Origin of the sequence: Acinetobacter gyllenbergii, from assembly GCF_001682515.1 — a bacterium.
Taxonomy (GTDB): domain Bacteria; phylum Pseudomonadota; class Gammaproteobacteria; order Pseudomonadales; family Moraxellaceae; genus Acinetobacter; species Acinetobacter gyllenbergii.
In genome coordinates, this window is sequence record NZ_KV575266.1 from 1 (window position 1) to 22,219 (window position 22,219).

Below are 22,219 nucleotides of genomic sequence, written 5' to 3' on the forward strand. Positions count from 1 at the left end.
AGTTGAAATCGTAGGTATCAAAGATACGGTTAAGACAACTGTAACTGGCGTTGAGATGTTCCGTAAACTTCTTGACGAAGGTCGTGCAGGCGAGAACTGTGGTATCTTACTTCGTGGTACTAAGCGTGAAGACGTACAACGTGGTCAAGTACTTGCTAAGCCAGGTACAATCAAGCCGCACACTAAATTCGACGCAGAAGTATACGTACTTTCTAAAGAAGAGGGTGGTCGTCATACTCCATTCCTTAACGGTTACCGTCCACAGTTCTACTTCCGTACAACTGACGTAACTGGCGCGATCAAATTACAAGATGGCGTAGAAATGGTAATGCCTGGTGACAACGTTGAGATGTCAGTAGAGTTAATCCACCCGATCGCAATGGACCCAGGTCTACGTTTTGCGATCCGTGAAGGTGGTCGTACTGTAGGTGCTGGTGTTGTTGCTAAAGTAACTGCATAAGCCCAAGACTGTGTTACACTCAAATCGGAAGCTTCGGCTTTCGATTTGCATAATAGGCTAGTAGTTCAATTGGTAGAGCGTCGGTCTCCAAAACCGAATGTTGGGGGTTCGAGTCCCTCCTGGCCTGCCACTTTTTTTTTATAAAAAAGCTTAATTCTGGCTGAGTTGTCATATAATAAGTCGCGAATTCTACGACGAGTAAAAAAATGTCGAATGATAAATCGCGTGACGCATTAAGCGACGCGCCAATCCCTCAAAGAAATAATGCCGCTGAAGTTGTAAACTCTGGCTCTCCGCTTGATATTGTCTTGTGGTTGATTGCTATCGTTTTATTGATCGGCGCCGCATTGGTAAATCAGCATTTACCGGCCTATTGGGCACCTGCAAATGATATTTGGGTGCGCGTTGGGGTAATTTTGGCTTGTGTCGTCGTCGCTTTAGGTTTATTATACGCCACCCATCAAGGCAAAGGCTTTGTGCGTTTGTTGCAAGATGCGCGAATTGAACTGCGTCGAGTGACCTGGCCAACAAAACAAGAGACGATCACGACATCGTGGCAAGTACTTTTGGTTGTACTCATTGCATCATTGGTTTTATGGTGTTTTGACTACGGGTTAGGTTGGTTTATTAAGTTAATTATCGGGTAAGAGTGCGATGAAACGTTGGTATATTATTCATGCCTATTCAGGTTTTGAAAAACAAGTGATGCGTTCACTTAATGACCGAATCCAGCGCAGCACTGTTGCTGATAGTTTTGGTGAAGTCCTCGTCCCTACTGAAGAAGTAGTGGAAATGAAGGATGGTAAGAAACGTAAGTCTGAACGTAAATTCTTTCCTGGCTATGTATTAGTCGAAATGGAAATGAATGATGATACTTGGCACATTGTTAAAGAGTGTCCAAAGGTTCTTGGTTTTATTGGTGGTACACCAGAAAAACCAGCGCCAATCTCACAACGTGAAGCTGATGCGATTCTTGCGCGTGTACGTAATACAGGTGAAGCACCGCGTCCTAAGACGATGTTTGAACCTGGTGAAGAATTGCTCGTTATTGATGGTCCGTTCACTGACTTTAAAGGGGTCGTGGAGGAAGTTCAATACGATAAGTCACGTTTAACGTTGACGATTAATGTATTTAATCGACCAACTCAGGTTGAACTCGAGTTTCGCCAAGTCGAAAAAACGATTTAATCTGCGTAGGTTGATAAGCGCCCGATCTGATCGGGCATTGTTGTTCTAACACTTCGGTGTTGTTTAATTTTTTGGGGAGCCTAACGGCGTCTGTACCCAGAGGTAATTTTCAATGGCTAAGAAGATTGACGGCTATATCAAGCTGCAAGTTCCAGCTGGTAAAGCAAATCCATCTCCACCAATTGGTCCTGCTTTAGGTCAACGTGGTGTAAACATCATGGCATTCTGTAAAGAATTCAATGCTGCTACACAAAAACTTGAAGTTGGTTTGCCAATTCCTGTCGTGATCACTGTGTACAACGATAAGTCGTTCACTTTCATCATGAAAACTCCACCTGCATCTATTCTTCTTAAGAAAGCTGCTGGTATTCAAAAGGGTTCTTCTGTACCTAACAAAACTAAAGTTGGTAAGTTGACTCGTGCTCAATTAGAAGAAATCGCGACTACTAAAGAACCAGACTTAACTGGTGCTGATTTAGACGCTCGTGTACGTACCATTGCTGGTTCTGCACGTTCTATGGGCTTGGAAGTGGAGCTATAAGACATGGCAAAGTTAACTAAACGTCAAAAAGCCATTGCTGCTGCTGTAGAAGCAAACAAAGTTTACACTTTGGAAGAAGCAGTACAAGTTCTTAACAGCCTTCCAGCTGCGAAGTTCAAAGAATCTTTAGATATCGCTGTAAACCTTGGCGTAGATCCACGTAAATCTGATCAGGTTGTTCGTGGTGCTACAACTTTACCTGCAGGTACTGGTAAAACTGTACGTGTTGCAGTATTTGCTCAAGGTGCTGCTGCAGAAGCTGCGAAAGCAGCTGGTGCTGATATCGTTGGTTTTGATGACCTTGCTGAAAGCATTCAAGGTGGAAACCTTGATTTCGACGTAGTGATTGCTGCTCCTGATGCAATGCGCGTTGTTGGTAAGTTAGGTACGATTCTTGGTCCACGTGGCTTAATGCCAAACCCTAAAGTGGGTACAGTAACTCCTGATGTTGCTAACGCGGTTAAGAATGCTAAATCTGGTCAAGCACGTTACCGTGTAGACAAAGCGGGTATCATCCACGCTGCGATCGGCCAACTTGGCTTTAGCGAAGAAGCTGTACGTCAAAACGTTGAAACTTTAATTGCAGACTTGAAAAAGTTAAAGCCTGCAACTTCTAAAGGTGTATACGTTAAAAAGATCACTTTGAGCTCAACTATGGGTCCTGGTTTGATCGTTGACGTAAGCAACGTTTCTAAGTAATTTGCAAGAATTTTAAAGCCCTGAAAAGCTCCCTCTCTTTATAGGAGAGGGTTGGGGAGAGGTTTTATACCCTCATCCCTACCTTCTCCCTGAGGGAGAAGGGGTTTTTAGGCAAACTTTGAATTGATAAATGAATATTTATCAGCGTCAAAGACCTCAGGCGAGAAATATTTTCGAATATTTTTCTTAATCATCCAGTCTGAGTAGACGCGGTGGTGTGATTTATTCCTCCTCCGCGTGTAAGCCTGAAAGGGTTTACGAATTGGGAGTGCATCCATCTGGGTGCATAAATCACCGTTAGGAGGTTTTACAATGGCTCTTCTTATCGAAGACAAAAAACAGATTGTTGCTGAAGTAAGCGAAGTTGCTTCTAAAGCATTTTCTGTTGTTGTGGCTAACTATCAAGGTTCAAGCGTAGAGCAATTAACACAACTTCGTGTTGAAGCTCGTAAGCTAGGTGTTACAACACGTATCGTGCGTAATACTTTAGCTAAGCGTTCATTTGAAGGTACTCAATTTGATATCTTGAATGACGACCTTGTTGGCCCAACCATTCTCGGTTTCTCAACTTCTGAAGATGACATGGGTGCAGCTGCACGCTTGTTCGAAGAATTTGCGAAAGCTAACAAAGCTTTTGAATTAAAAGCTGCTGCATTTGATGGCAAAGTTTATCAAGGTGCTGAAGTTAGTGTAATTGCAAATCTTCCGAACCAAGAAAAAGCGCTTACGATGCTTGCCTCTGTCCTTCAAGCTCCTATTTCGAAATTGGGTCGCCTTATTACGGCACTCAAAGAGAAAAACGAGTCAGAAGCGGCTTAATCCTACTTTCACACCATTCAATATCCATTTGGAGTTATTCTCATGGCTTTAACAAACGAAGAAATCTTAAACGCAGTTGCTGAAAAAACTGTTCTTGAACTTGTTGAATTAATCTCTGCTTTCGAAGAGAAATTTAACGTATCTGCTGCTGCTGTTGCTGTAGCTGCTGCTCCAGGCGCTGCTGCTGCTGCTGAAGAACAAACTGAATTCAACGTAGAGTTGACTTCTTTCGGTGCTAACAAAGTTGCTGTAATTAAAGCAGTTCGTGAAGCTACTGGCCTTGGTCTTAAAGAAGCTAAAGATCTTGTTGAAGGCGCTCCTGCAGTTCTTAAAGAAGGCGTTTCTAAAGAAGAAGGCGAAGAACTTAAGAAGAAGCTTGAAGAAGCTGGTGCTACAGTTACACTTAAGTAATTCTGTAGGGAGTCGGTTTTTTCAAAATCGGCTCCAAAAAATGGCTGATGGCTCTTGGGTCATCAGCCTTTTTGCGTTACAATAATCGGCTCGTTTTTTGTTAGTTTCGTGTGTGAAATGCGCGTTATTTAAACAAACAACACAAAATCAAACGCTTACCAATATTTTTTTGCTTATAAAAATATTGTTAAGCGTTTTAATACCACTAAAAATTGCAGCATTTGTAAACAGTGGTGGCCATATCGGCCTGCGTCATTCCTTCTAGACCCGTTCTGCAGGCGGGTTTAGTTTACTTTCCGAGGACTCCAGATGGCATACTCATATACCGAAAAGAAACGGATCCGTAAGAATTTTGGTAAATTGCCCCACGTAATGGAAGCACCGTACTTACTTTCGATTCAGGTCGATTCGTACCGTACATTCTTACAAGGCGGTAAAACTCCAAAAAATCGCGAAGATATCGGTCTCCAAGCCGCATTTCGTTCAGTTTTTCCTATTGAAAGTTATTCTGGCAATGCTGCTTTAGAATTTGTTGAGTATAGCCTTGGTAAGCCTGAGTTCGACGTACGTGAATGTATTTTACGTGGTTCAACTTATGCAGCACCAATGCGCGTAAAAATTCGTTTGATCATTAAAGATCGTGAAACGAAATCAATTAAAGACGTTCGTGAACAAGAAGTCTACATGGGTGAAATGCCACTCATGACCGATAACGGTACTTTCGTTATTAACGGTACTGAGCGTGTAATCGTATCTCAATTACACCGTTCACCAGGCGTATTCTTTGACCATGACAAGGGTAAAACCCACTCAAGCGGTAAAGTGTTGTATTCAGCACGTATTATCCCTTACCGTGGTTCATGGTTAGATTTTGAATTTGATGCCAAAGATTTAGTCTTTGTACGTATTGACCGTCGTCGTAAGTTGCTTGCAACGGTAGTTCTACGTGCCTTGAATTACAGCAATGAACAAATCTTGAATTTGTTCTACGAAAAAGTACCTGTATATCTTGATATGGGTAGCTATCAGATTGACCTCGTTCCAGACCGCTTACGTGGTGAAATGGCGCAATTTGATATCTTGGACAACGATGGTAAAGCGATCGTTGAACAAGGTAAACGTATTAATGCACGTCACGTACGTCAAATGGAAGCTGCGAACTTAGCGAAGCTTTCTGTACCTGATGAATATTTATATGAGCGTATTACAGCTGAAGATATCACTCTAAAAAGCGGTGATGTGATTCCTGCAAATACCGTGCTTAGCCATGAAACTTTGGTGAAGTTGGCAGAAGGTGGTGTTAAACAATTTAACATCCTATTCACTAACGACATTGACCGTGGTTCTTTCGTTGCAGATACATTACGTGCAGATACAACTACAGGCCGTGAAGAAGCGCTTGTTGAAATCTATAAAGTAATGCGTCCAGGCGAGCCGCCAACAAAAGAAGCTGCTGAAAACTTATTCAACAACTTGTTCTTCTCTTCTGAGCGCTATGACCTTTCTCCAGTAGGTCGTATGAAGTTCAACCGTCGTTTGGGTCGTCCTTACGAAGTGGGTACGGATCAGAAGTCACGCGAAGTTGAAGGTATTTTGTCGCACGAAGATATCATCGATGTACTGCGTACATTGGTTGAAATCCGTAACGGTAAAGGTGAAGTCGACGATATCGATCACTTGGGTAACCGTCGTGTACGTTCTGTTGGTGAAATGACTGAAAACCAATTCCGTGTTGGTTTAGTTCGTGTTGAACGTGCTGTTAAAGAGCGTTTAAGCCAAGCAGAAACTGATAACTTGTCTCCACAAGATTTAATCAACGCAAAACCAGTTGCTGCTGCAATCAAAGAATTCTTTGGTTCAAGCCAGTTGTCTCAGTTCATGGACCAAAACAATCCATTGTCTGAGATTACACACAAACGTCGTGTATCTGCGCTTGGTCCTGGTGGTTTGACACGTGAACGCGCAGGCTTCGAAGTACGTGACGTACATCAAACTCACTATGGTCGTGTTTGTCCAATTGAAACGCCTGAAGGTCCAAACATTGGTTTGATCAACTCGCTTTCTGTCTATGCAAAAGCGAATGACTTCGGTTTCTTGGAAACACCATACCGTAAAGTTGTTGATGGTCGTGTAACTGATGAAGTTGAATACTTATCTGCAATTGAAGAAGTAGGTACTGTCATTGCACAGGCCGATTCTGCAGTGGATAAAGATGGTACGTTAACTGAAGAAATGGTTTCTGTACGTCATCAAGGTGACTTCGTTCGTATGTCGCCTGAGCGCGTAACCCATATGGATGTTTCTGCGCAACAGGTTGTATCTGTCGCAGCGTCATTGATTCCATTCCTTGAACACGATGATGCGAACCGTGCATTGATGGGTTCAAACATGCAACGTCAGGCTGTTCCTACCTTACGTGCTGACAAGCCGCTTGTTGGTACGGGTATGGAAGCAAACGTAGCACGTGACTCAGGTGTATGTGTGATCGCTGACCGTGGTGGTGCGATTGAATATGTAGATGCATCTCGTATCGTGATTCGTGTCAACGAAGATGAAATGATCGCGGGTGAAGCAGGTGTAGATATCTATAACCTGATCAAATATACACGTTCAAACCAAAATACATGTATTAACCAAAATGTCATCGTGAACTTGGGCGACAAAGTTGCTCGTGGTGATATCTTGGCTGATGGTCCATCGACTGACATGGGTGAACTTGCGCTAGGTCAAAACATGCGCGTCGCGTTCATGACATGGAACGGTTATAACTACGAAGACTCGATCTTACTTTCTGAACGTGTTCTTCAAGAAGACCGTTTAACGTCGATTCACATTCAAGAATTGTCATGTGTAGCGCGTGATACCAAGTTAGGCGCAGAAGAAATTACTGCCGATATTCCTAACGTAGGTGAAGCTGCACTGTCTAAATTGGATGAGTCAGGTATTGTTTATATCGGTGCTGAAGTGACTGCAGGTGACATCCTTGTTGGTAAGGTAACGCCTAAAGGTGAAACTCAGTTAACACCTGAAGAAAAATTACTTCGCGCAATCTTTGGTGAAAAAGCGGCTGACGTAAAAGACTCGTCTTTACGTGTTCCGTCTGGTACTAAAGGTACGGTGATTGACGTTCAAGTCTTCACTCGTGATGGTTTGGAAAAAGATGAACGTGCTCAAGCAATTGAGAAAGCTCAGCTGGATGCATACCGTAAAGACTTGAAAGAAGAATACAAAATCTTCGAAGAAGCAGCACGTGAACGTATTGTTCGTTTGTTGAAAGGTCAAGAGTCTAACGGTGGTGGTTCAACCAAACGTGGCGATAAGCTTTCTGAAGATGTATTGTCCGGTTTAGAGCTGGTTGATTTACTAGAAATCCAACCGACTGATGAAGCAATCGCAGAGCGTTTAACTCAAATTCAAGTATTCTTGAAAGAGAAGAGCTACGAGATTGACGAGAAGTTTGCTGAGAAGAAACGCAAACTTTCTACAGGTGATGAATTAACAACGGGCGTATTGAAAGTTGTTAAGGTTTACCTTGCTGTTAAACGTCGTATCCAGCCTGGTGATAAGATGGCGGGTCGTCACGGTAACAAGGGTGTTGTATCTAACATCTTACCAGTTGAAGACATGCCGCATGATGCCAATGGTGTACCAGTCGACATCGTATTGAACCCATTGGGTGTACCGTCACGTATGAACGTGGGTCAGATTCTTGAGACTCACTTGGGTATGGCGGCCAAAGGTCTGGGTGACAAACTCGAAAAAATGTTGAAAGAACAGCGTACAGTGTTAGAACTACGTGACTTCTTAGACAAGATTTATAACAAGGTTGGTGGTGAGCAGGAAGAGCTTGATAGCTTGACTGACGCAGAAATCTTGGCACTTTCAGGCAACTTACGTGCTGGTGTTCCATTGGCAACACCTGTATTTGATGGCGCTGAAGAAAGCCAGATCAAAGACTTGCTTGAACTTGCTGACATCTCACGTACGGGTCAAACAGTATTGTTTGACGGACGTACAGGTGAACAGTTTGACCGTCCTGTAACTGTAGGTTACATGTACATGCTCAAATTGAACCACTTGGTTGATGACAAGATGCATGCGCGTTCAACGGGTTCTTACTCACTTGTGACTCAACAGCCGCTTGGTGGTAAAGCACAATTCGGTGGTCAGCGTTTCGGTGAGATGGAAGTATGGGCACTTGAAGCATACGGTGCAGCATATACTCTCCAAGAAATGCTTACTGTGAAGTCGGATGACGTCGAAGGCCGTACACGCATCTATAAGAACATTGTAGATGGTAACCATTATATGGATCCGGGTATGCCTGAATCGTTCAACGTATTGACCAAAGAGATCCGTTCTTTAGGTATCAACATTGAACTGAAAAATGGTGACTAAAAAATCTCCTCCAACCCCTCTTTGAGAAAGAGGGGGGAGGTCCCCCTTGAAAGGGGGATTCGAGATTCCCAAATTTCAGTAAAAACAATATTTGTGACCCAGTCGGGTGAGCTTAGCTCCTCGACACACGGAGAAAAAAATTGAAAGACTTGCTCGATATCATGCGTAAGAAAACGGATTCAGAAGGTCATGCACCTATTGAATTTGACCGTATCCGTATTGGTCTTGCGTCACCAGAGATGATTAAGTCATGGTCTCACGGTGAAGTTAAAAAGCCTGAAACCATTAACTACCGTACTTTTAAACCTGAACGTGACGGTTTGTTCTGTGCCAAAATCTTTGGTCCAGTAAAAGATTACGAATGCTTGTGTGGTAAATACAAGCGTATGAAATACAAAGGCGTCATTTGTGAAAAATGTGGCGTTGAAGTAACAACTGCGAAAGTTCGTCGTGAACGTATGGGTCACATCGAGCTTGCGTCTCCAGTTGCACACATCTGGTTCTTGAAATCATTACCGAGCCGTATCGGTTTACTTCTTGATATGACATTACGTGATATCGAGCGCGTATTGTATTTCGAATCTTATGTTGTTACTGATCCTGGTATGACTCCGTTTGAAAAGTATCAGCTTTTAACAGACGAAGAATACTACAATGCGCTTGAAGAACACGGTGATGAATTCACTGCAAAAATGGGTGCAGAAGCAGTTCAGGATTTATTAAAAGATATCGATCTTGAAGCCGAGATTGCACGTTTACGTGAAGAAATTCCACAAACAACCTCTGAGACGAAACTTAAAAAAGCGTCTAAGCGTTTGAAATTGATGGAAGCTTTCAAAGATTCGAACAACAAGCCTGAATGGATGGTGATGAATGTACTGCCAGTACTTCCACCAGACTTACGTCCGCTTGTACCACTTGAAGGTGGTCGTTTCGCGACTTCAGACTTGAACGATTTATACCGTCGTGTGATCAACCGTAACAACCGTTTGAAGCGTCTTCTTGACCTTGCTGCGCCAGACATCATCGTACGTAACGAAAAACGTATGTTACAAGAGTCTGTTGATGCGTTGCTTGATAACGGTCGTCGTGGTCGTGCGATTACAGGTTCGAACAAACGTCCATTGAAATCTTTGGCAGATATGATCAAAGGTAAACAAGGTCGTTTCCGTCAAAACTTGCTCGGTAAGCGTGTTGACTATTCTGGTCGTTCGGTTATTACCGTTGGTCCTACTTTACGTCTTCACCAATGTGGTCTTCCGAAGAAAATGGCACTTGAATTGTTCAAGCCATTCATTTTCGCGAAACTACAAGCCTCTGGCCAAGCAACAACCATTAAAGCTGCGAAGAAAATGGTTGAGCGCGAGACGCCGGAAGTTTGGGACGTTCTTGCTTCTGTGATTCGTCAACATCCAGTGATGTTGAACCGTGCGCCAACACTTCACCGTCTAGGTCTTCAAGCATTTGAACCTATTCTGATCGAAGGTAAGGCGATCCGTCTTCACCCACTCGTCTGTGCTGCGTTTAACGCCGACTTCGATGGTGACCAAATGGCGGTACACGTTCCATTGACATTGGAAGCACAGCTTGAAGCGCGTGCGTTGATGATGTCGACCAACAACATCTTGTCACCTGCAAACGGTGAGCCAATCATCGTTCCTTCTCAGGACGTGGTCTTGGGTCTTTACTACATCACGCGTGATGCGGTAAATGCCAAAGGTGAAGGCATGGTGTTTGCAGATACTCACGAAGTTAACCGTGCTTTAGCAACGGGTAAAGTTGCAATTCATGCACGCGTGAAAGTACGTGTACACCAAACAGTGATTGATGAAAATGGTCAACGCGAAAAGCAAACCATTATTGTTGATACAACACCAGGTCGCTGCTTGTTGTGGGAAGTTGTTCCACAAGGTTTAAGCTTTGAATCGATCAACCTTGAGATGACCAAGAAAAACATCTCGAAGTTAATCAACTCTTGCTACCGTAAACTTGGTTTGAAAGATACGGTTATCTTCGCTGACCAATTGATGTATTTGGGCTTCCGTCAAGCGACGCGTTCAGGTGTATCTGTTGGTATGGAAGACATGTTGATTCCACCAACTAAGCATACGATTATCGATAAAGCTGAAACCGAAGTTCGTGAAATCGAACAACAGTTTGAGCAAGGTTTCGTAACTGCGGGCGAACGTTATAACAAAGTTGTCGATATTTGGGCGCGTACCAACGACCAAGTTGCGAAAGCGATGATGGACAACTTGTCTTATACCCTTGTGAAAAACAAACAAGGTGAAGACGAGAAGCAGAAATCATTCAACTCGATTTACATGATGTCTGACTCGGGTGCCCGTGGTAGTGCGGCGCAGATTCGTCAGCTTGCGGGTATGCGTGGTTTGATGGCGAAGCCGGATGGCTCGATCATTGAGACCCCAATTAAAGCGAACTTCCGTGAAGGTTTGACGGTACTTCAGTACTTCATCTCGACACACGGTGCGCGTAAAGGTTTGGCCGATACCGCATTGAAAACTGCGAACTCGGGTTACTTGACACGTCGTCTTGTAGACGTAGCACAAGATTTAGTCATTACTGAATCTGACTGTGGTACAGCTGGCGGCTTGGTGATGACTCCATTCATTCAAGGTGGTGACGTAATCGAACCATTACGCGATCGCGTATTGGGTCGTGTAACTGCTGAAGATGTACGTCGTGCATCTGATGATGAAGTGGTTCTTCCACGTGGTACCTTAATTGACGAGAAAATCGCTGCTCAGCTTGAAGAAGCGGGTGTCGATGAAGTTAAAGTACGTTCAGTTATCGCATGTGAATCTACATTCGGTGTGTGTGCGCGTTGTTACGGTCGTGACCTTGCACGCGGTCACTTGGTGAACCCAGGTGAATCTGTTGGTGTAATGGCTGCACAGTCAATTGGTGAACCAGGTACACAGTTAACAATGCGTACCTTCCACGTCGGTGGTGCTGCGAGCCGAACGTCTGCTGCAAACAGTGTTCAAGTCCGTAACAAAGGTACTGTACGTTTCCACAACGTGAAAACTGTACAACATGCTAAAGGTCACTTGGTGTCTGTTTCACGTTCTGGTGAAATTGGTATTGCGGATGACTTAGGTCGTGAGCGTGAGCGTTATAAACTTCCTTATGGTGCAAGCATCTTGTTGAAAGATGGTGAAGCTGTAGAAGCTGGCGGTATCGTAGCGACTTGGGATCCACATACACATCCATTGGTTACAGAAGTTGCTGGTAAAGCGCGTTTCAGTCAGATCGCTGATGGCGTAACTGCAACATCAAAAACTGATGATGCAACAGGTATGACCACTGTTGAAATCTTGCCTGTAACAGCGCGTCCTGCTTCTGGTAAAGATTTACGTCCTGCAATCGTGTTGGATACAACCGATGGCGGCGAACAGTTCTACTTCTTGCCACAAAACACAATTGTGACAGTCCGTGATGGCGAAACGATTGGTGTGGGTGACGTCATTGGTCGTGTACCACAAGAAACTTCACGTACTCGTGATATTACCGGTGGTCTTCCGCGTGTAGCTGACTTGTTCGAAGCACGTAAGCCGAAAGAACATGCGATTCTTGCAGAAGTATCAGGTGTTGTTAGCTTTGGTAAAGAGACCAAAGGTAAGAACCGTTTAGTGATCAGTCCAGATGACGGTTCTGAGATTTACGAAGAATTGATTCCAAAATGGCGTCAAATCAACGTGTTCGAAGGTGAGCATGTGAACCGTGGTGAGACGATTTCTGATGGTCCACAAAACCCACATGACATCTTACGTTTGAAAGGCGAAGTTGCGTTAACTAACTATATCGTGAACGAAGTTCAAGACGTTTACCGTCTCCAAGGTGTAAAAATCAACGATAAGCACATTGAAGTTGTTGTACGTCAAATGTTGCGTAAAGTTGATATCACTGATGGCGGTGACACAAGCTTCATCAAAGGTGAGCAAGTGGATTACATCCGCGTTGTTCAAGAGAACCAAGCTGTCTTGGCTCAGAACAAGTTCCCTGCGAAGTTTGAACGTCAATTGATGGGTATTACCAAAGCATCGCTTTCTACTGACTCGTTCATCTCTGCGGCATCGTTCCAGGAAACCACACGTGTGTTAACTGAAGCGGCTGTAACAGGTAAAGAAGATGATTTACGTGGCTTGAAAGAAAACGTTGTTGTAGGTCGCTTGATCCCAGCCGGTACAGGTCTTGCTTACCACTTGGAGCGTCGTCGCCAAGAAGCAGAAGCTGCTGAATTTGAACTTCATAACGATTTCAGTGAAGTTGACCAAGCATTTAGTCAAGCGTTGAACTCAGACCAGTTCTAAGTTCTAGCGAATAGAAAAGGCACCTTCGGGTGCCTTTTTTTGTGGAAAAATGAAGCAGTTGTTACAAAAACACATTAGAGCTTCAGTATTTGATTACTTAATCAAAGTAAACAGTTCATTAAACAATACTATCCTATGCACATCTTAGGAGAGGAAGAGTTCTAATGAAAAAAATGATGATGGTTGCAGGTGTTGCTTTAATGTCTAGCACGCTATTTGTCGGTTGCCAAAATGCGAGTCCAGAAAGTAAGCGTATTGGTGCTGCTGCGATTGGTGGTGGTGCAGGTGGTGCTGTCGGTAAGCATGTCGGCGGTAATTTAGGTGCAGGTCTAGGTGCTGCACTTGGTGCTGGTGTTGCTGCGAATGCCAAAGGCTCGAATAGTAAAAATACCAGAAACAGTGCAATCGGTGCTGGTTTAGGTGCGGTGATTGGTGGTGCCGTATTGGGTGGAGACTCAGGTGCTGCAGTAGGTGGCGCGCTGGGTGGTAGTGCTGGTTCCGCTTATGGCGAGAAAAAAGGCAAGTACTAAGCTGCTTATGAGTTTGATTCAAAACTAAAGTCAGGGACGCTATCTGATGATTAGTATCTGTATCATCTCATTATATAAATGGGCTTTTCTCAGTAAAAAATACCGCTGAGAAAAGCTTTATTGCTAAACTTATAAATGACGATTTTTATTCAGCTAAAGTTGGTTCTGGTATCGCCGTAGTCGTAGGGAGTAGCTTAGGATTTTTTGGATAACGTTTACATCCACCCGATAATCCCCATTTACTTACGATATTCCGCTCTATTAAAAACTTTTGTACACAATAATTGGTATAGAAGCTGTAAGTGCCGCCTTTCCTATACGTATCCCATGAGGATTCATAGACGATAAGATGAGACCCATTCGATAATTTGGATTGATTAGAGGGTGGTCCCCATGAGGTAATCAGCTCATCAGATGATGCACCTACCCATGATTGCATGCGATCTCGCATTGTTTCATTACGTTGATTTGTTATAAGGTTTCCAACTGGAGAACCGGCACAGCCCGACAGAAATGAGATAAATACAAAAAGAAAAATTATCTTTTTCATAAATTATCCTTGGTTTATCGTGACTAAAAATATTAACAGACTGCTTATGAGAAAAATAAACAAAGAAATCATGAAGATTTATCTAAATGGGAAATTCTAGAATTCCTTATTACTTTTTTATGTTGTTACCCTAAAAAAATACCCTTTACAAAATATCAATCGATTAGGACATTGTGATAACACAATGTGATCAAATTCCGCATAAAAGAAGACTATGCTTTTGTTAGAACATAAGAGTAGTGAGTATAGTCATGAAAAAAACAATCGGTTTAGTTTCCACTTTGCTGTTATCGGCAGTGATGTTTACGGGCTGTCAAAATATGAGTGCATCTGATCAACGTATCGGTGCCGCAGCACTGGGTGGTGCTGTGGGCGGTGGTGTTGGTAACCATGTCGGTGGTGGCCTCGGTGCTGGTGTTGGTGCAGCAGCAGGTGCTGGTGTCGGTGCCAATGCTAAAGGTGGAAATAGTAGTTCAACCACAAGCAGCGCAGTGGGTGCAGGTATTGGCTCAGTTGTCGGGAAAGCCATCTTTGGTGGTGACTCAGGCGCTGCAATCGGTGGTGCAATTGGCGGTGGTGCTGGTGCAGCCATTCAAGAGAAGAAACGATAATTTCTTAAGATCTGATTCAAGAATGCCTGTAATTGATTGCAGGCATTTTTATTGAAATAAGTTTTTAAGAACTGGCTTTAGGTTTTTTGCGACGGATATACAGTACCTTTTCAACTTCAGCGATGCGCGTTCCTGCATCATCCACAATATTCAAGCTGTAATGTCTTAAAACTGGTTCATGATTTTCTGCCAGTTTTTTAATTTCAGTGATTTCATCCGCATTCAGCCTGATCTCGGCATAAACGGTGTTACGACCAGGGGAAAGAAAGTTAATCGTGGCACTTTTGTCCCAAACAATATATTTATGCCCCAAATGATGGATCAAAATCAGCATATAAAAGGGATCAACCATTGAATATAGGCTACCGCCAAAATGCGTTCCCACCAAATTACGATTACGTCGAGTCAGGGGCATTTTGACACGAATGTAATAATCATCCAGATCGATGGTTTCAATTGTGATTCCTGCACCACGATAAGGGGAATAGTGATTCAGCATAAATTTGGAAATCGCAGGAATGGTGCGAATTTTTTTGAAAAAGTCTTTCATGGTCAATTTTTTTTCTTGCAACTCTATTCATACTTCATAAGTATCATTTTTATTGCATCGCTGGCAATGGCTGTTTTATGAACAGTCGATAGAAAACAAAATGGGAAAAAATTATGCAAGCACAAGTCAAAACAGTCACAACATCGGATCAGCAAACACTGTGTGTCAAAACATGGGGAGATGAGCAGAAAACGCCTTTGGTTTTAGTCCATGGCTATCCAGATAATCAGGAAGTCTGGGAGCCGATCATTGAAAAACTGGTCAATGATTATTACGTGGTGACTTATGATGTGCGCGGAGCAGGACTTTCTTCGATTCCTAAGCGTATTAAGGATTACCGCTTGCCGCGTTTATCATTAGACTTGCAAGAAGTGGTGGATCAAGTTTTACCTAACCGTAATTTCCATATGGCAGCCCATGATTGGGGGTCTTTGCAGTCGTGGGAATCTGCAACTGAGCCTAAGTTAAAAGGCCGTTTATTGTCTTATACCACTATTTCAGGACCATGCTTAGACCATGCATCTTTGTATTTACGTGAAAAATTTAAATCGGCTCCAAGCAATGTATTGAAGATGCTGACCAAATCTTGGTATATCGGTGCATTCCATTTACCGCTTGTTGCACCAACGGTATGGACGTTCTTTAGTCCTGAAAAATGGGGCAAGATTTTAAGTGGTTTAGAGAAGAAGAAAGATTTGCCATTGAATGCCAATATTGTGGCGGATGGTAAATATGGGATTAACCTGTATCGTGCCAATTTTATTCCGTCATTGACTCAACCACGTCAACGTTATGCACAATGCCCTGTACAGGCAATTGTGTTAAAACGCGATGCTTTTGTCAGTCCAGAGTACATTACTGAATCGATGCCAAAATGGGTAGAAAAATTTGAATATGTTGAACTCGATGCCAACCATTGGGCAGTATTGAGTCAGCCAGAAAAAATTGCTGAACTGATCCGTCAGTTCGTACAACGTCAGGCTGCTTAAGGCTTTAGTGGATTTATTAAGCTAAAAATCACTTGAGATGCGGCACAATTCGGCGATATTTTCAGCTAGGTTATAATGAATCTGCTAGAATGTCGCCTTTTTATTGCTCCTGAATTTATTCATGAATGCTGTCGTAATTGCGATTGCCGTGATGTTTATCCTATCACTGGCACGCGTTTCTGTTGTTCTCACTTTGGTGATTTCCGCCATTATTGGGGGCTTGGTCGCTGGTTTAAGTCTTTCTCAAACGGTAGAGGCATTTAATGCTGGCTTGGGGGATGGTGCTGAAGTGGCACTGGCCTATGCGGTATTAGGTGCTTTTGCATTAGCCTTGTCTAAGTCTGGTTTACCTGATTTGCTTGCACATAAACTGATTGGTTTGTTGGGGATGGAAGCCGGTAAAAATCAGCAAAAAAAGGTGAAATATCTGTTATTAACCATTTTACTGATTGCTGCCATTTTCTCTCAAAACCTGATTCCCGTGCATATTGCCTTTATTCCTGTTCTGGTTCCACCTTTATTGAAAGTCATGAACCATTTAAAGCTAGATCGACGTGCGGCAGCCTGTGTCATGACCCTCGGCTTGGTGGGAACCTATATTTTCCTGCCAGTTGGCTTTGGTGCGATCTTCCTTGAACAGATTTTGATGGGTAATATCAACAAAATTGGTGCAGCCTATGGTTTGCATGTGGAACGCGGCATGATGCCACTGGGCATGGCGATTCCTGTCTTGGGGATGGTGATTGGTACGTTGGTGGCCGTATTTATTAGCTATCGTAAGCCACGTATTTATGTAGATCGTTCGATTACGCCAGTCAAAACGATTGATCTGGACAAGCCACTGAAAGTCACTTCACAAGCAGAATATGACTTGAAAAGCGATGCTGAAGAACTGAAACAAGAAGCAGAGAATGTTCCGTATATCTCGAAGAAAACCATGTTTATGGCAGTACTTGCGATTGCATTAACCTTGGTAGCGCAGTTGTACTCGGGTTCAATGATTCTCGGTGGTTTGGTCGGTTTTGCGGTGTTATCTGCATCAGGGATCTTTAAATGGCAAGATGCCGATGATGTATTTGTACAAGGTATGCGCATGATGGCTCTGGTGGGCTTTATCATGATCTCTGCCGCAGGTTTTGCCTCAGTGATGACGCATACCGGTGATATTACCCATCTGGTCAATGGCGTGGTGCATATCATTGGCGATAACCATGCGCTTGCAGCATTTCTAATGTTATTTATCGGCTTATTTGTCACGATTGGGATTGGTTCATCATTCTCAAGTGTGCCTGTACTGGCTGTAATTTACGTCCCTTTATGCGTACAATTTGGTTTCTCTCCTTTAGCTACGATTGCACTCATCGGAACTGCGGCGGCGCTAGGGGATGCTGGTTCACCAGCTTCGGATTCTACCTTGGGACCTACGGCTGGTTTGGGGGTGGATGGTCAACATGATCACATTTGGGATACCGTTGTGCCGACCTTTATACATTTTAATATCCCGCTACTTATTTTTGGCTGGATTGCAGCGATGATTTTATAATAAAAATGGCTCATTAAGAGCCATTTTTTTTTGATTATTTTTTGGGAGTTAAAATATAAAAAATATCATTAAATGACATTTTTTGTCTCTTTTTTAATCTAATTTTATAATATGGTTTTAATATTAAGTTTTATGTGATGATATTTTTAAATTCAGCTTAATTTAATTTTTTTAAAAACTTTAAGTGAGTTCTTAAATATAGATAATCCGATAAAAATACTAGGTTTTATAGTAATTTAAGTAGACTAAAATAGTCTGAATTTATAAATATTACATATTTTAACAATTATATATTATTAATATTCAAGGTATTACAAAATAGATTTAAAAGGTCGGAATTAATAAGTATTGCATAATGTAAAAACCCGTGTTTATTATGTTGAACAAGAACATAAATTGTTAAAGAGGTTAATTTAATGTTAAAGAAAGTATTGGTTGTTGCATTATTGGGGTTGTCTTCAACTGCATTTGCAGGGGGCTTTCAAGTTAAAGTGGGTGCGAGTGTCATTAATCCAACTGCAGATACAACGTTGGCTCCAGGAGCAACGGTCAAAGGCGATGATGAGTTTGCATTTACACCTTCAGTTGAATATTTCTTTGGTGAAACACCATTCTCAGCTGAAATTTTATTGGCGACACCAGTGAAACATGATGTGCTATTAAATGGTGAGTCAGTTGCGAGTGTTCGTCATTTGCCACCGACCATTACCGCGAAATATAACTTTAAAAATTCAACACGTTTTACCCCTTATATCGGTATCGGTGGTACTGCCTTCATTCCTTGGCATGAAAAAGGTGTAGCGAAAGATGTGAAAGAAGACTTTGGTTTTGCAGGTCAGTTGGGCTTTAACTTCCAGCCTGCGGATGCTAAAAACTGGGGTGTTTATGTTGATGTCCGTTATGCAGACATTAGCCCAGAAGTGACATTGGTGGATGGGACTAAATTCGATTTAGATCTCAATCCAGTGGTCTATACTTTAGGTTATAGCTACAAGTTCTAAGCCGAAGCTCTACTGAAAAAGCCTCACCCTGTGGGGCTTTTTTATTTTTGCAATTCCCATATAAAACAGATACAGCGGCTACACAGAGAGTTTTGTATGCTGAGACATCATCACGAATAAAAGTGAGCCATTGATAATGAAAAAATTAGTCGCCTTGATCCTCATAGCTATGCCCGTGCTGTTTCTATCTCAAGTGCATGCAGCGAGTTACTCTTGTAAGGCAGCAAAATTAAAGGCGGAGCAACAGATTTGTAATGACCGTGGCTTAAATGATGCCGATGTTAAACTCGCGACCACCTATCAAATTATTTTGCGTGCTCTGCCGATGGGTGGCCGTGATGCAGAAAAGGACCAGCAGTTCCAGTGGTTGAAACAGCGTAATTCTTGTGGCGCCAATACCCCATGTCTTCGTCGTGCTTATGCACAGAGACAACAGCAACTCGATCAGCTTTTACAAACTCGAGTTTTGAGTCAAGGACCGTTCTAATTGTTTTTTTGTGCGATTTTTAACTGAAAAATAAATCCCAAGGATTGAAAATTTCAAGATATGCACCATTCATAAATCATTCCAAAGAGATAAGCACAGATAAGGAGTGATTTATGAGTGAACAAGTGACCCAGAATTATAGTTTCCAAGCAGAAGTTGCTCAGTTATTACATTTAGTGACGCACTCGCTATATTCAAATCCTGAAATTTTCTTACGTGAATTGATTTCAAATGCATCGGATGCTTGCGATAAGCTACGTTTTGAAGGGATTAATCACCCTGAATATTATGAAAATGATCCAGACTTACGTGTCCGCGTCACTTTAGATAAAGACCATAAAACCTTAACCATTTCTGATAACGGGATAGGTCTGAGCCAGCAAGAAGCCATTGATAACTTAGGGACCATTGCAAAATCAGGTACCAAAGACTTTATGTCTAAACTGACAGGTGACCAAAAATCAGATGCCCAGTTGATTGGTCAGTTTGGTGTGGGTTTCTATTCAGGTTTTATTGTTGCTGACAAAATTACGGTGGAATCACGCCGTGCAGGTTTGGACGCAGCAGAGGGTGTACGCTGGATTAGTGGTGGAACAGGCGAGTTCGAAGTGCAAAGCATTGATAAAGCCACCCGTGGTACAGATATCATTTTGCATTTACGTGATGATGCACTGGATTATTTAGAGTCGTGGAAAGTTAAACAAATCATCAATAAGTATTCTGACCACATCAGCTTGCCAATCGAAATGCAAAAAGAAGTATGGCAAGAGGAGGAGGTCGCTGAAGGTGAAGAACCTAAAGGCGGTCAAATGGTCAAGACCGATGAGTGGGAAGCGATTAACTCTGCGAGTGCATTATGGACACGCAGCAAGAACGAAATCACCGATGAGCAATACATCGAATTCTATAAAAATCTGAGTCATGACTTTGCTGAGCCTTTGGCTTGGGCGCATAACCGCGTAGAAGGCAGTACCGAATATACGCAGTTGTTGTATATCCCAAGTCAGGCCAAACAGGATCTATTTACCCGTGAAGCTAAGGCGGGTATTAAGCTGTATGTGAAACGTGTATTTATCTTGGATGAAGCAGATAACCTGATTCCAAACTATTTACGTTTTGTTCAAGGCGTAGTAGACAGTGCTGATTTGCCGTTGAATGTCAGTCGTGAGTTACTCCAAGAAAGCCGTGATGTAAAAACTATTCGTGAAGGTAATGCACGCCGTGTATTGACTTTAATTGATGGCTTGGCCAAATCGGACGATGAGAAGGACCAAGAAAAATTCAAAACCTTCTATACTGAATTTGGTTCAGTCCTTAAAGAAGGATTAGGTGAAGACACAGGTAACCGTGAACGTATTCTCAAATTATTACGCTATGCGACTTCAAATAATGATGAGATCAGTACTTCTTTTGCGGACTATAAAGCACGCATGAAAGAAGGCCAGAAAGCCATTTATTATGTGACTGCAGATAGTTTAAGTGCTGCGAAAAACTCGCCACAACTTGAAGTATTCAAGAAAAAAGGCATTGAAGTCCTGCTCATGGCAGACCGTGTGGATGAGTGGGCCATGAACTTTGTATTTGAGTTCGATGGAACGCCGCTGCAGAATGTGTCTAAAGGTGCAGTTGACCTAGGTGATCTGCAAGATGCAGAAGAGAAAAAAGCTTTAGAACAAGCCGCAGAACAGTTTAAACCAGTGGTTGATCGTTTAAGCACATCGTTAAAAGATAAAACCAAAGAAGTGCGTGTGACTACGCGCTTGGTGGATTCTCCTGCATGTTTAGTGACCAGCGAAGGGGAACTTTCGCCACAACTGATTCGTATGTTGAAACAGGCAGGTCAGGCAGTACCTGAAATTAAGCCCACTTTGGAAATTAACCCAGAGCATCCTTTGGTGAAAAAATTAGAGAACTCAGCGCAGTTCGATGATTTGGCCAATGTGATCTTTGATCAAGCAGTGATTGCAGAAGGTGGCTTACCTGAAGATCCTGCGGCCTATGTAAAACGAATTAATAGTTTGTTATTGAAATAAGTGCTTTGATCAAAAGCCTCTGCTTCGGCAGAGGTTTTTTTATGGATAACTTAAAACTTATCCACAGTTGTGTGGTTATTTTCATCAGAAGTGAGCTTCAAAGCTCATTTGATAGCTGAAATGATTGTCCTGTTTATCTGCAGGAATATTTAAATAATTCAGATCGTTTTGCATATATAACCAATTACGCCAAATCGGACGTTTCCAGGAGAAATAGGGCCCCCATTGATTCACCCGAAGTTCTTTATTTTCATAATCACCCTCACTGATGATGCCATAGCTGAGATTGTCTTTGGAGAGTAAATGCAATTTCTGGAAGGTACGATTACGCCAAGTGTAGTCTTCATCTTGGGTCTTAGACAGGTTGAATTGGGTCGAGAACAGCGCTTGTTGTTGAAATTTCTGGGTTAAATTGAAATTGGTTTCTGCATAATTCTTACTGGTGGAACCATAACGAAAGATTTGTGCCGTATCGAGATCCAGTCCTGAATGTAGGTTCCATTGCTTCTTGGCAAGGAACTGCACATAGATGTCGGTATTGGAGTTAGAACCTAAGTCCAGATCATTGTTAAAGGGTAACCAACTTGAGATGGTGCTCCAACTGGCGCTAACAGGGTTGGGCATGCTGAGGTGTTTATGTGAGTGTTGCTTCGTGATTTTGCCTAGTTTTTGGCTTGTTTGTGTGAGTTGGGCACGTTGCCACAGGGAATCATCACCAAAAACAGCCATTAACTCCTGACTCAGTTCTATATCACTGCGTGGATCAATAGATGTTTCTAATGGAAGATTACAAGCCCTTATTTTTGCCCCCTGTCGTTGTAGAAGATGTGGATTGGAGAATTGCACTGGCGTACGTACCAAATGCCTGTTTAAAGGCAAGAACATAGGGAAAAAAGGACTGAGTAGCTCACCTAGACAGAGATGACCTACAATCAATAAATACACAAGTGCAGCGTATCGTTGATCCATGTTAAAGCGAAGAAAAATAAAAGAAAATTAGTTTAACAGTTTTAGCTTAAGCATTTATTTACTGTACTTCATTTTTAAAATAAAAATGCCCAATCTAGATTTTGAT

At 42.5% G+C, this 22,219-nt stretch carries 19 protein-coding genes, 1 tRNA gene and 1 pseudogene; 17 read left to right on the plus strand and 4 right to left on the minus strand.

Annotated features, from left to right (window positions below):
• From NG55_RS14105 to NG55_RS14155, 11 genes are all read left to right on the plus strand, one after another.
• The coding region (locus tag NG55_RS14105) for an EF-Tu C-terminal domain-related protein (RefSeq protein WP_081408964.1) at nucleotides 1-460 on the plus strand (460 nt) is incomplete at its 5' end.
• Nucleotides 461-514: 54 nt separating this feature from the next.
• A tRNA-Trp gene (locus NG55_RS14110) sits at nucleotides 515-590 on the plus strand.
• Nucleotides 591-666: 76 nt separating this feature from the next.
• Nucleotides 667-1,107 carry a preprotein translocase subunit SecE gene (gene secE, locus NG55_RS14115; protein WP_016542290.1) on the plus strand — a complete coding sequence of 147 codons (441 nt, stop codon included), beginning with the start codon at nucleotides 667-669 and terminating at the stop codon, nucleotides 1,105-1,107.
• A 7-nt stretch (nucleotides 1,108-1,114) separates the two neighbouring features.
• Complete coding sequence (nusG, locus tag NG55_RS14120; RefSeq protein ID WP_004656291.1) at nucleotides 1,115-1,648, plus strand: transcription termination/antitermination protein NusG; 534 nt, start codon at nucleotides 1,115-1,117, stop codon at nucleotides 1,646-1,648.
• A gap of 112 nt (nucleotides 1,649-1,760) precedes the next feature.
• On the plus strand, nucleotides 1,761-2,189 hold the full coding sequence (gene rplK / locus NG55_RS14125; protein WP_004637639.1) for a 50S ribosomal protein L11: 429 nt from the start codon (nucleotides 1,761-1,763) through the stop codon (nucleotides 2,187-2,189).
• 3 nt (nucleotides 2,190-2,192) lie between these two features.
• A complete protein-coding gene (gene rplA / locus NG55_RS14130; protein ID WP_004656290.1) occupies nucleotides 2,193-2,888 on the plus strand; it encodes a 50S ribosomal protein L1 in 696 nt (231 codons plus the stop codon).
• A 312-nt stretch (nucleotides 2,889-3,200) separates the two neighbouring features.
• A complete protein-coding gene (gene rplJ, locus NG55_RS14135) occupies nucleotides 3,201-3,707 on the plus strand; it encodes a 50S ribosomal protein L10 (protein ID WP_016542291.1) in 507 nt (168 codons plus the stop codon).
• A gap of 42 nt (nucleotides 3,708-3,749) precedes the next feature.
• Complete coding sequence (gene rplL, locus NG55_RS14140) at nucleotides 3,750-4,118, plus strand: 50S ribosomal protein L7/L12 (RefSeq protein WP_004656287.1); 369 nt, start codon at nucleotides 3,750-3,752, stop codon at nucleotides 4,116-4,118.
• A gap of 309 nt (nucleotides 4,119-4,427) precedes the next feature.
• Nucleotides 4,428-8,516 carry a DNA-directed RNA polymerase subunit beta gene (gene rpoB / locus NG55_RS14145; protein ID WP_016660496.1) on the plus strand — a complete coding sequence of 1,363 codons (4,089 nt, stop codon included), beginning with the start codon at nucleotides 4,428-4,430 and terminating at the stop codon, nucleotides 8,514-8,516.
• Nucleotides 8,517-8,656: 140 nt separating this feature from the next.
• Nucleotides 8,657-12,850 carry a DNA-directed RNA polymerase subunit beta' gene (rpoC, locus tag NG55_RS14150; protein WP_023270930.1) on the plus strand — a complete coding sequence of 1,398 codons (4,194 nt, stop codon included), beginning with the start codon at nucleotides 8,657-8,659 and terminating at the stop codon, nucleotides 12,848-12,850.
• A 164-nt stretch (nucleotides 12,851-13,014) separates the two neighbouring features.
• Nucleotides 13,015-13,380: a hypothetical protein gene (locus NG55_RS14155; RefSeq protein WP_016542295.1), complete on the plus strand. Its 366-nt coding sequence runs from the start codon at nucleotides 13,015-13,017 to the stop codon at nucleotides 13,378-13,380.
• 145 nt (nucleotides 13,381-13,525) lie between these two features.
• Here NG55_RS14155 and NG55_RS14160 read toward each other — a convergent pair whose 3' ends face one another.
• Together NG55_RS14160 and NG55_RS21470 are read right to left on the minus strand one after the other, a co-directional pair.
• Nucleotides 13,526-13,819, minus strand: coding sequence for a hypothetical protein (locus NG55_RS14160; RefSeq protein WP_228704188.1), 294 nt, complete (start codon nucleotides 13,817-13,819; stop codon nucleotides 13,526-13,528).
• Nucleotides 13,820-13,876: 57 nt separating this feature from the next.
• Nucleotides 13,877-13,930: pseudogene (locus tag NG55_RS21470) on the minus strand (lipoprotein); the annotation flags it as partial.
• Nucleotides 13,931-14,181: 251 nt separating this feature from the next.
• On the opposite strand from NG55_RS21470, the gene NG55_RS14165 reads away from it, so the two are divergent.
• Complete coding sequence (locus tag NG55_RS14165) at nucleotides 14,182-14,541, plus strand: hypothetical protein (RefSeq protein ID WP_016542296.1); 360 nt, start codon at nucleotides 14,182-14,184, stop codon at nucleotides 14,539-14,541.
• Nucleotides 14,542-14,605: 64 nt separating this feature from the next.
• Here the strand turns inward: NG55_RS14165 and NG55_RS14170 are convergent, their stop codons facing one another.
• A complete protein-coding gene (locus NG55_RS14170) occupies nucleotides 14,606-15,091 on the minus strand; it encodes a DUF4442 domain-containing protein (RefSeq protein WP_065343711.1) in 486 nt (161 codons plus the stop codon).
• Nucleotides 15,092-15,204: 113 nt separating this feature from the next.
• Between NG55_RS14170 and NG55_RS14175 the strand changes: the two genes are divergently transcribed.
• The 5 genes from NG55_RS14175 to htpG all read left to right on the plus strand — a co-directional run bounded on the left by NG55_RS14175 (nucleotide 15,205) and on the right by htpG (nucleotide 21,144).
• A complete protein-coding gene (locus NG55_RS14175; RefSeq protein WP_065343616.1) occupies nucleotides 15,205-16,080 on the plus strand; it encodes an alpha/beta fold hydrolase in 876 nt (291 codons plus the stop codon).
• Nucleotides 16,081-16,201: 121 nt separating this feature from the next.
• Nucleotides 16,202-17,623: a Na+/H+ antiporter family protein gene (locus NG55_RS14180; protein WP_016542299.1), complete on the plus strand. Its 1,422-nt coding sequence runs from the start codon at nucleotides 16,202-16,204 to the stop codon at nucleotides 17,621-17,623.
• Nucleotides 17,624-18,039: 416 nt separating this feature from the next.
• A complete protein-coding gene (locus tag NG55_RS14185; protein WP_016542300.1) occupies nucleotides 18,040-18,624 on the plus strand; it encodes an OmpW/AlkL family protein in 585 nt (194 codons plus the stop codon).
• A 136-nt stretch (nucleotides 18,625-18,760) separates the two neighbouring features.
• The gene (locus NG55_RS14190) at nucleotides 18,761-19,111 is read left to right on the plus strand and encodes a lysozyme inhibitor LprI family protein (RefSeq protein ID WP_065343617.1); all 351 of its coding nucleotides are present in this window, start codon (nucleotides 18,761-18,763) and stop codon (nucleotides 19,109-19,111) included.
• A 113-nt stretch (nucleotides 19,112-19,224) separates the two neighbouring features.
• The gene (htpG, locus tag NG55_RS14195; RefSeq protein ID WP_065343618.1) at nucleotides 19,225-21,144 is read left to right on the plus strand and encodes a molecular chaperone HtpG; all 1,920 of its coding nucleotides are present in this window, start codon (nucleotides 19,225-19,227) and stop codon (nucleotides 21,142-21,144) included.
• Between the two features lie 84 nt (nucleotides 21,145-21,228).
• On the opposite strand, the gene NG55_RS14200 is transcribed toward htpG, so the two are convergent.
• Nucleotides 21,229-22,113, minus strand: coding sequence for a selenocysteine synthase (locus NG55_RS14200; RefSeq protein ID WP_065343619.1), 885 nt, complete (start codon nucleotides 22,111-22,113; stop codon nucleotides 21,229-21,231).
• Between the last annotated feature and the right edge of the window lie 106 nt (nucleotides 22,114-22,219).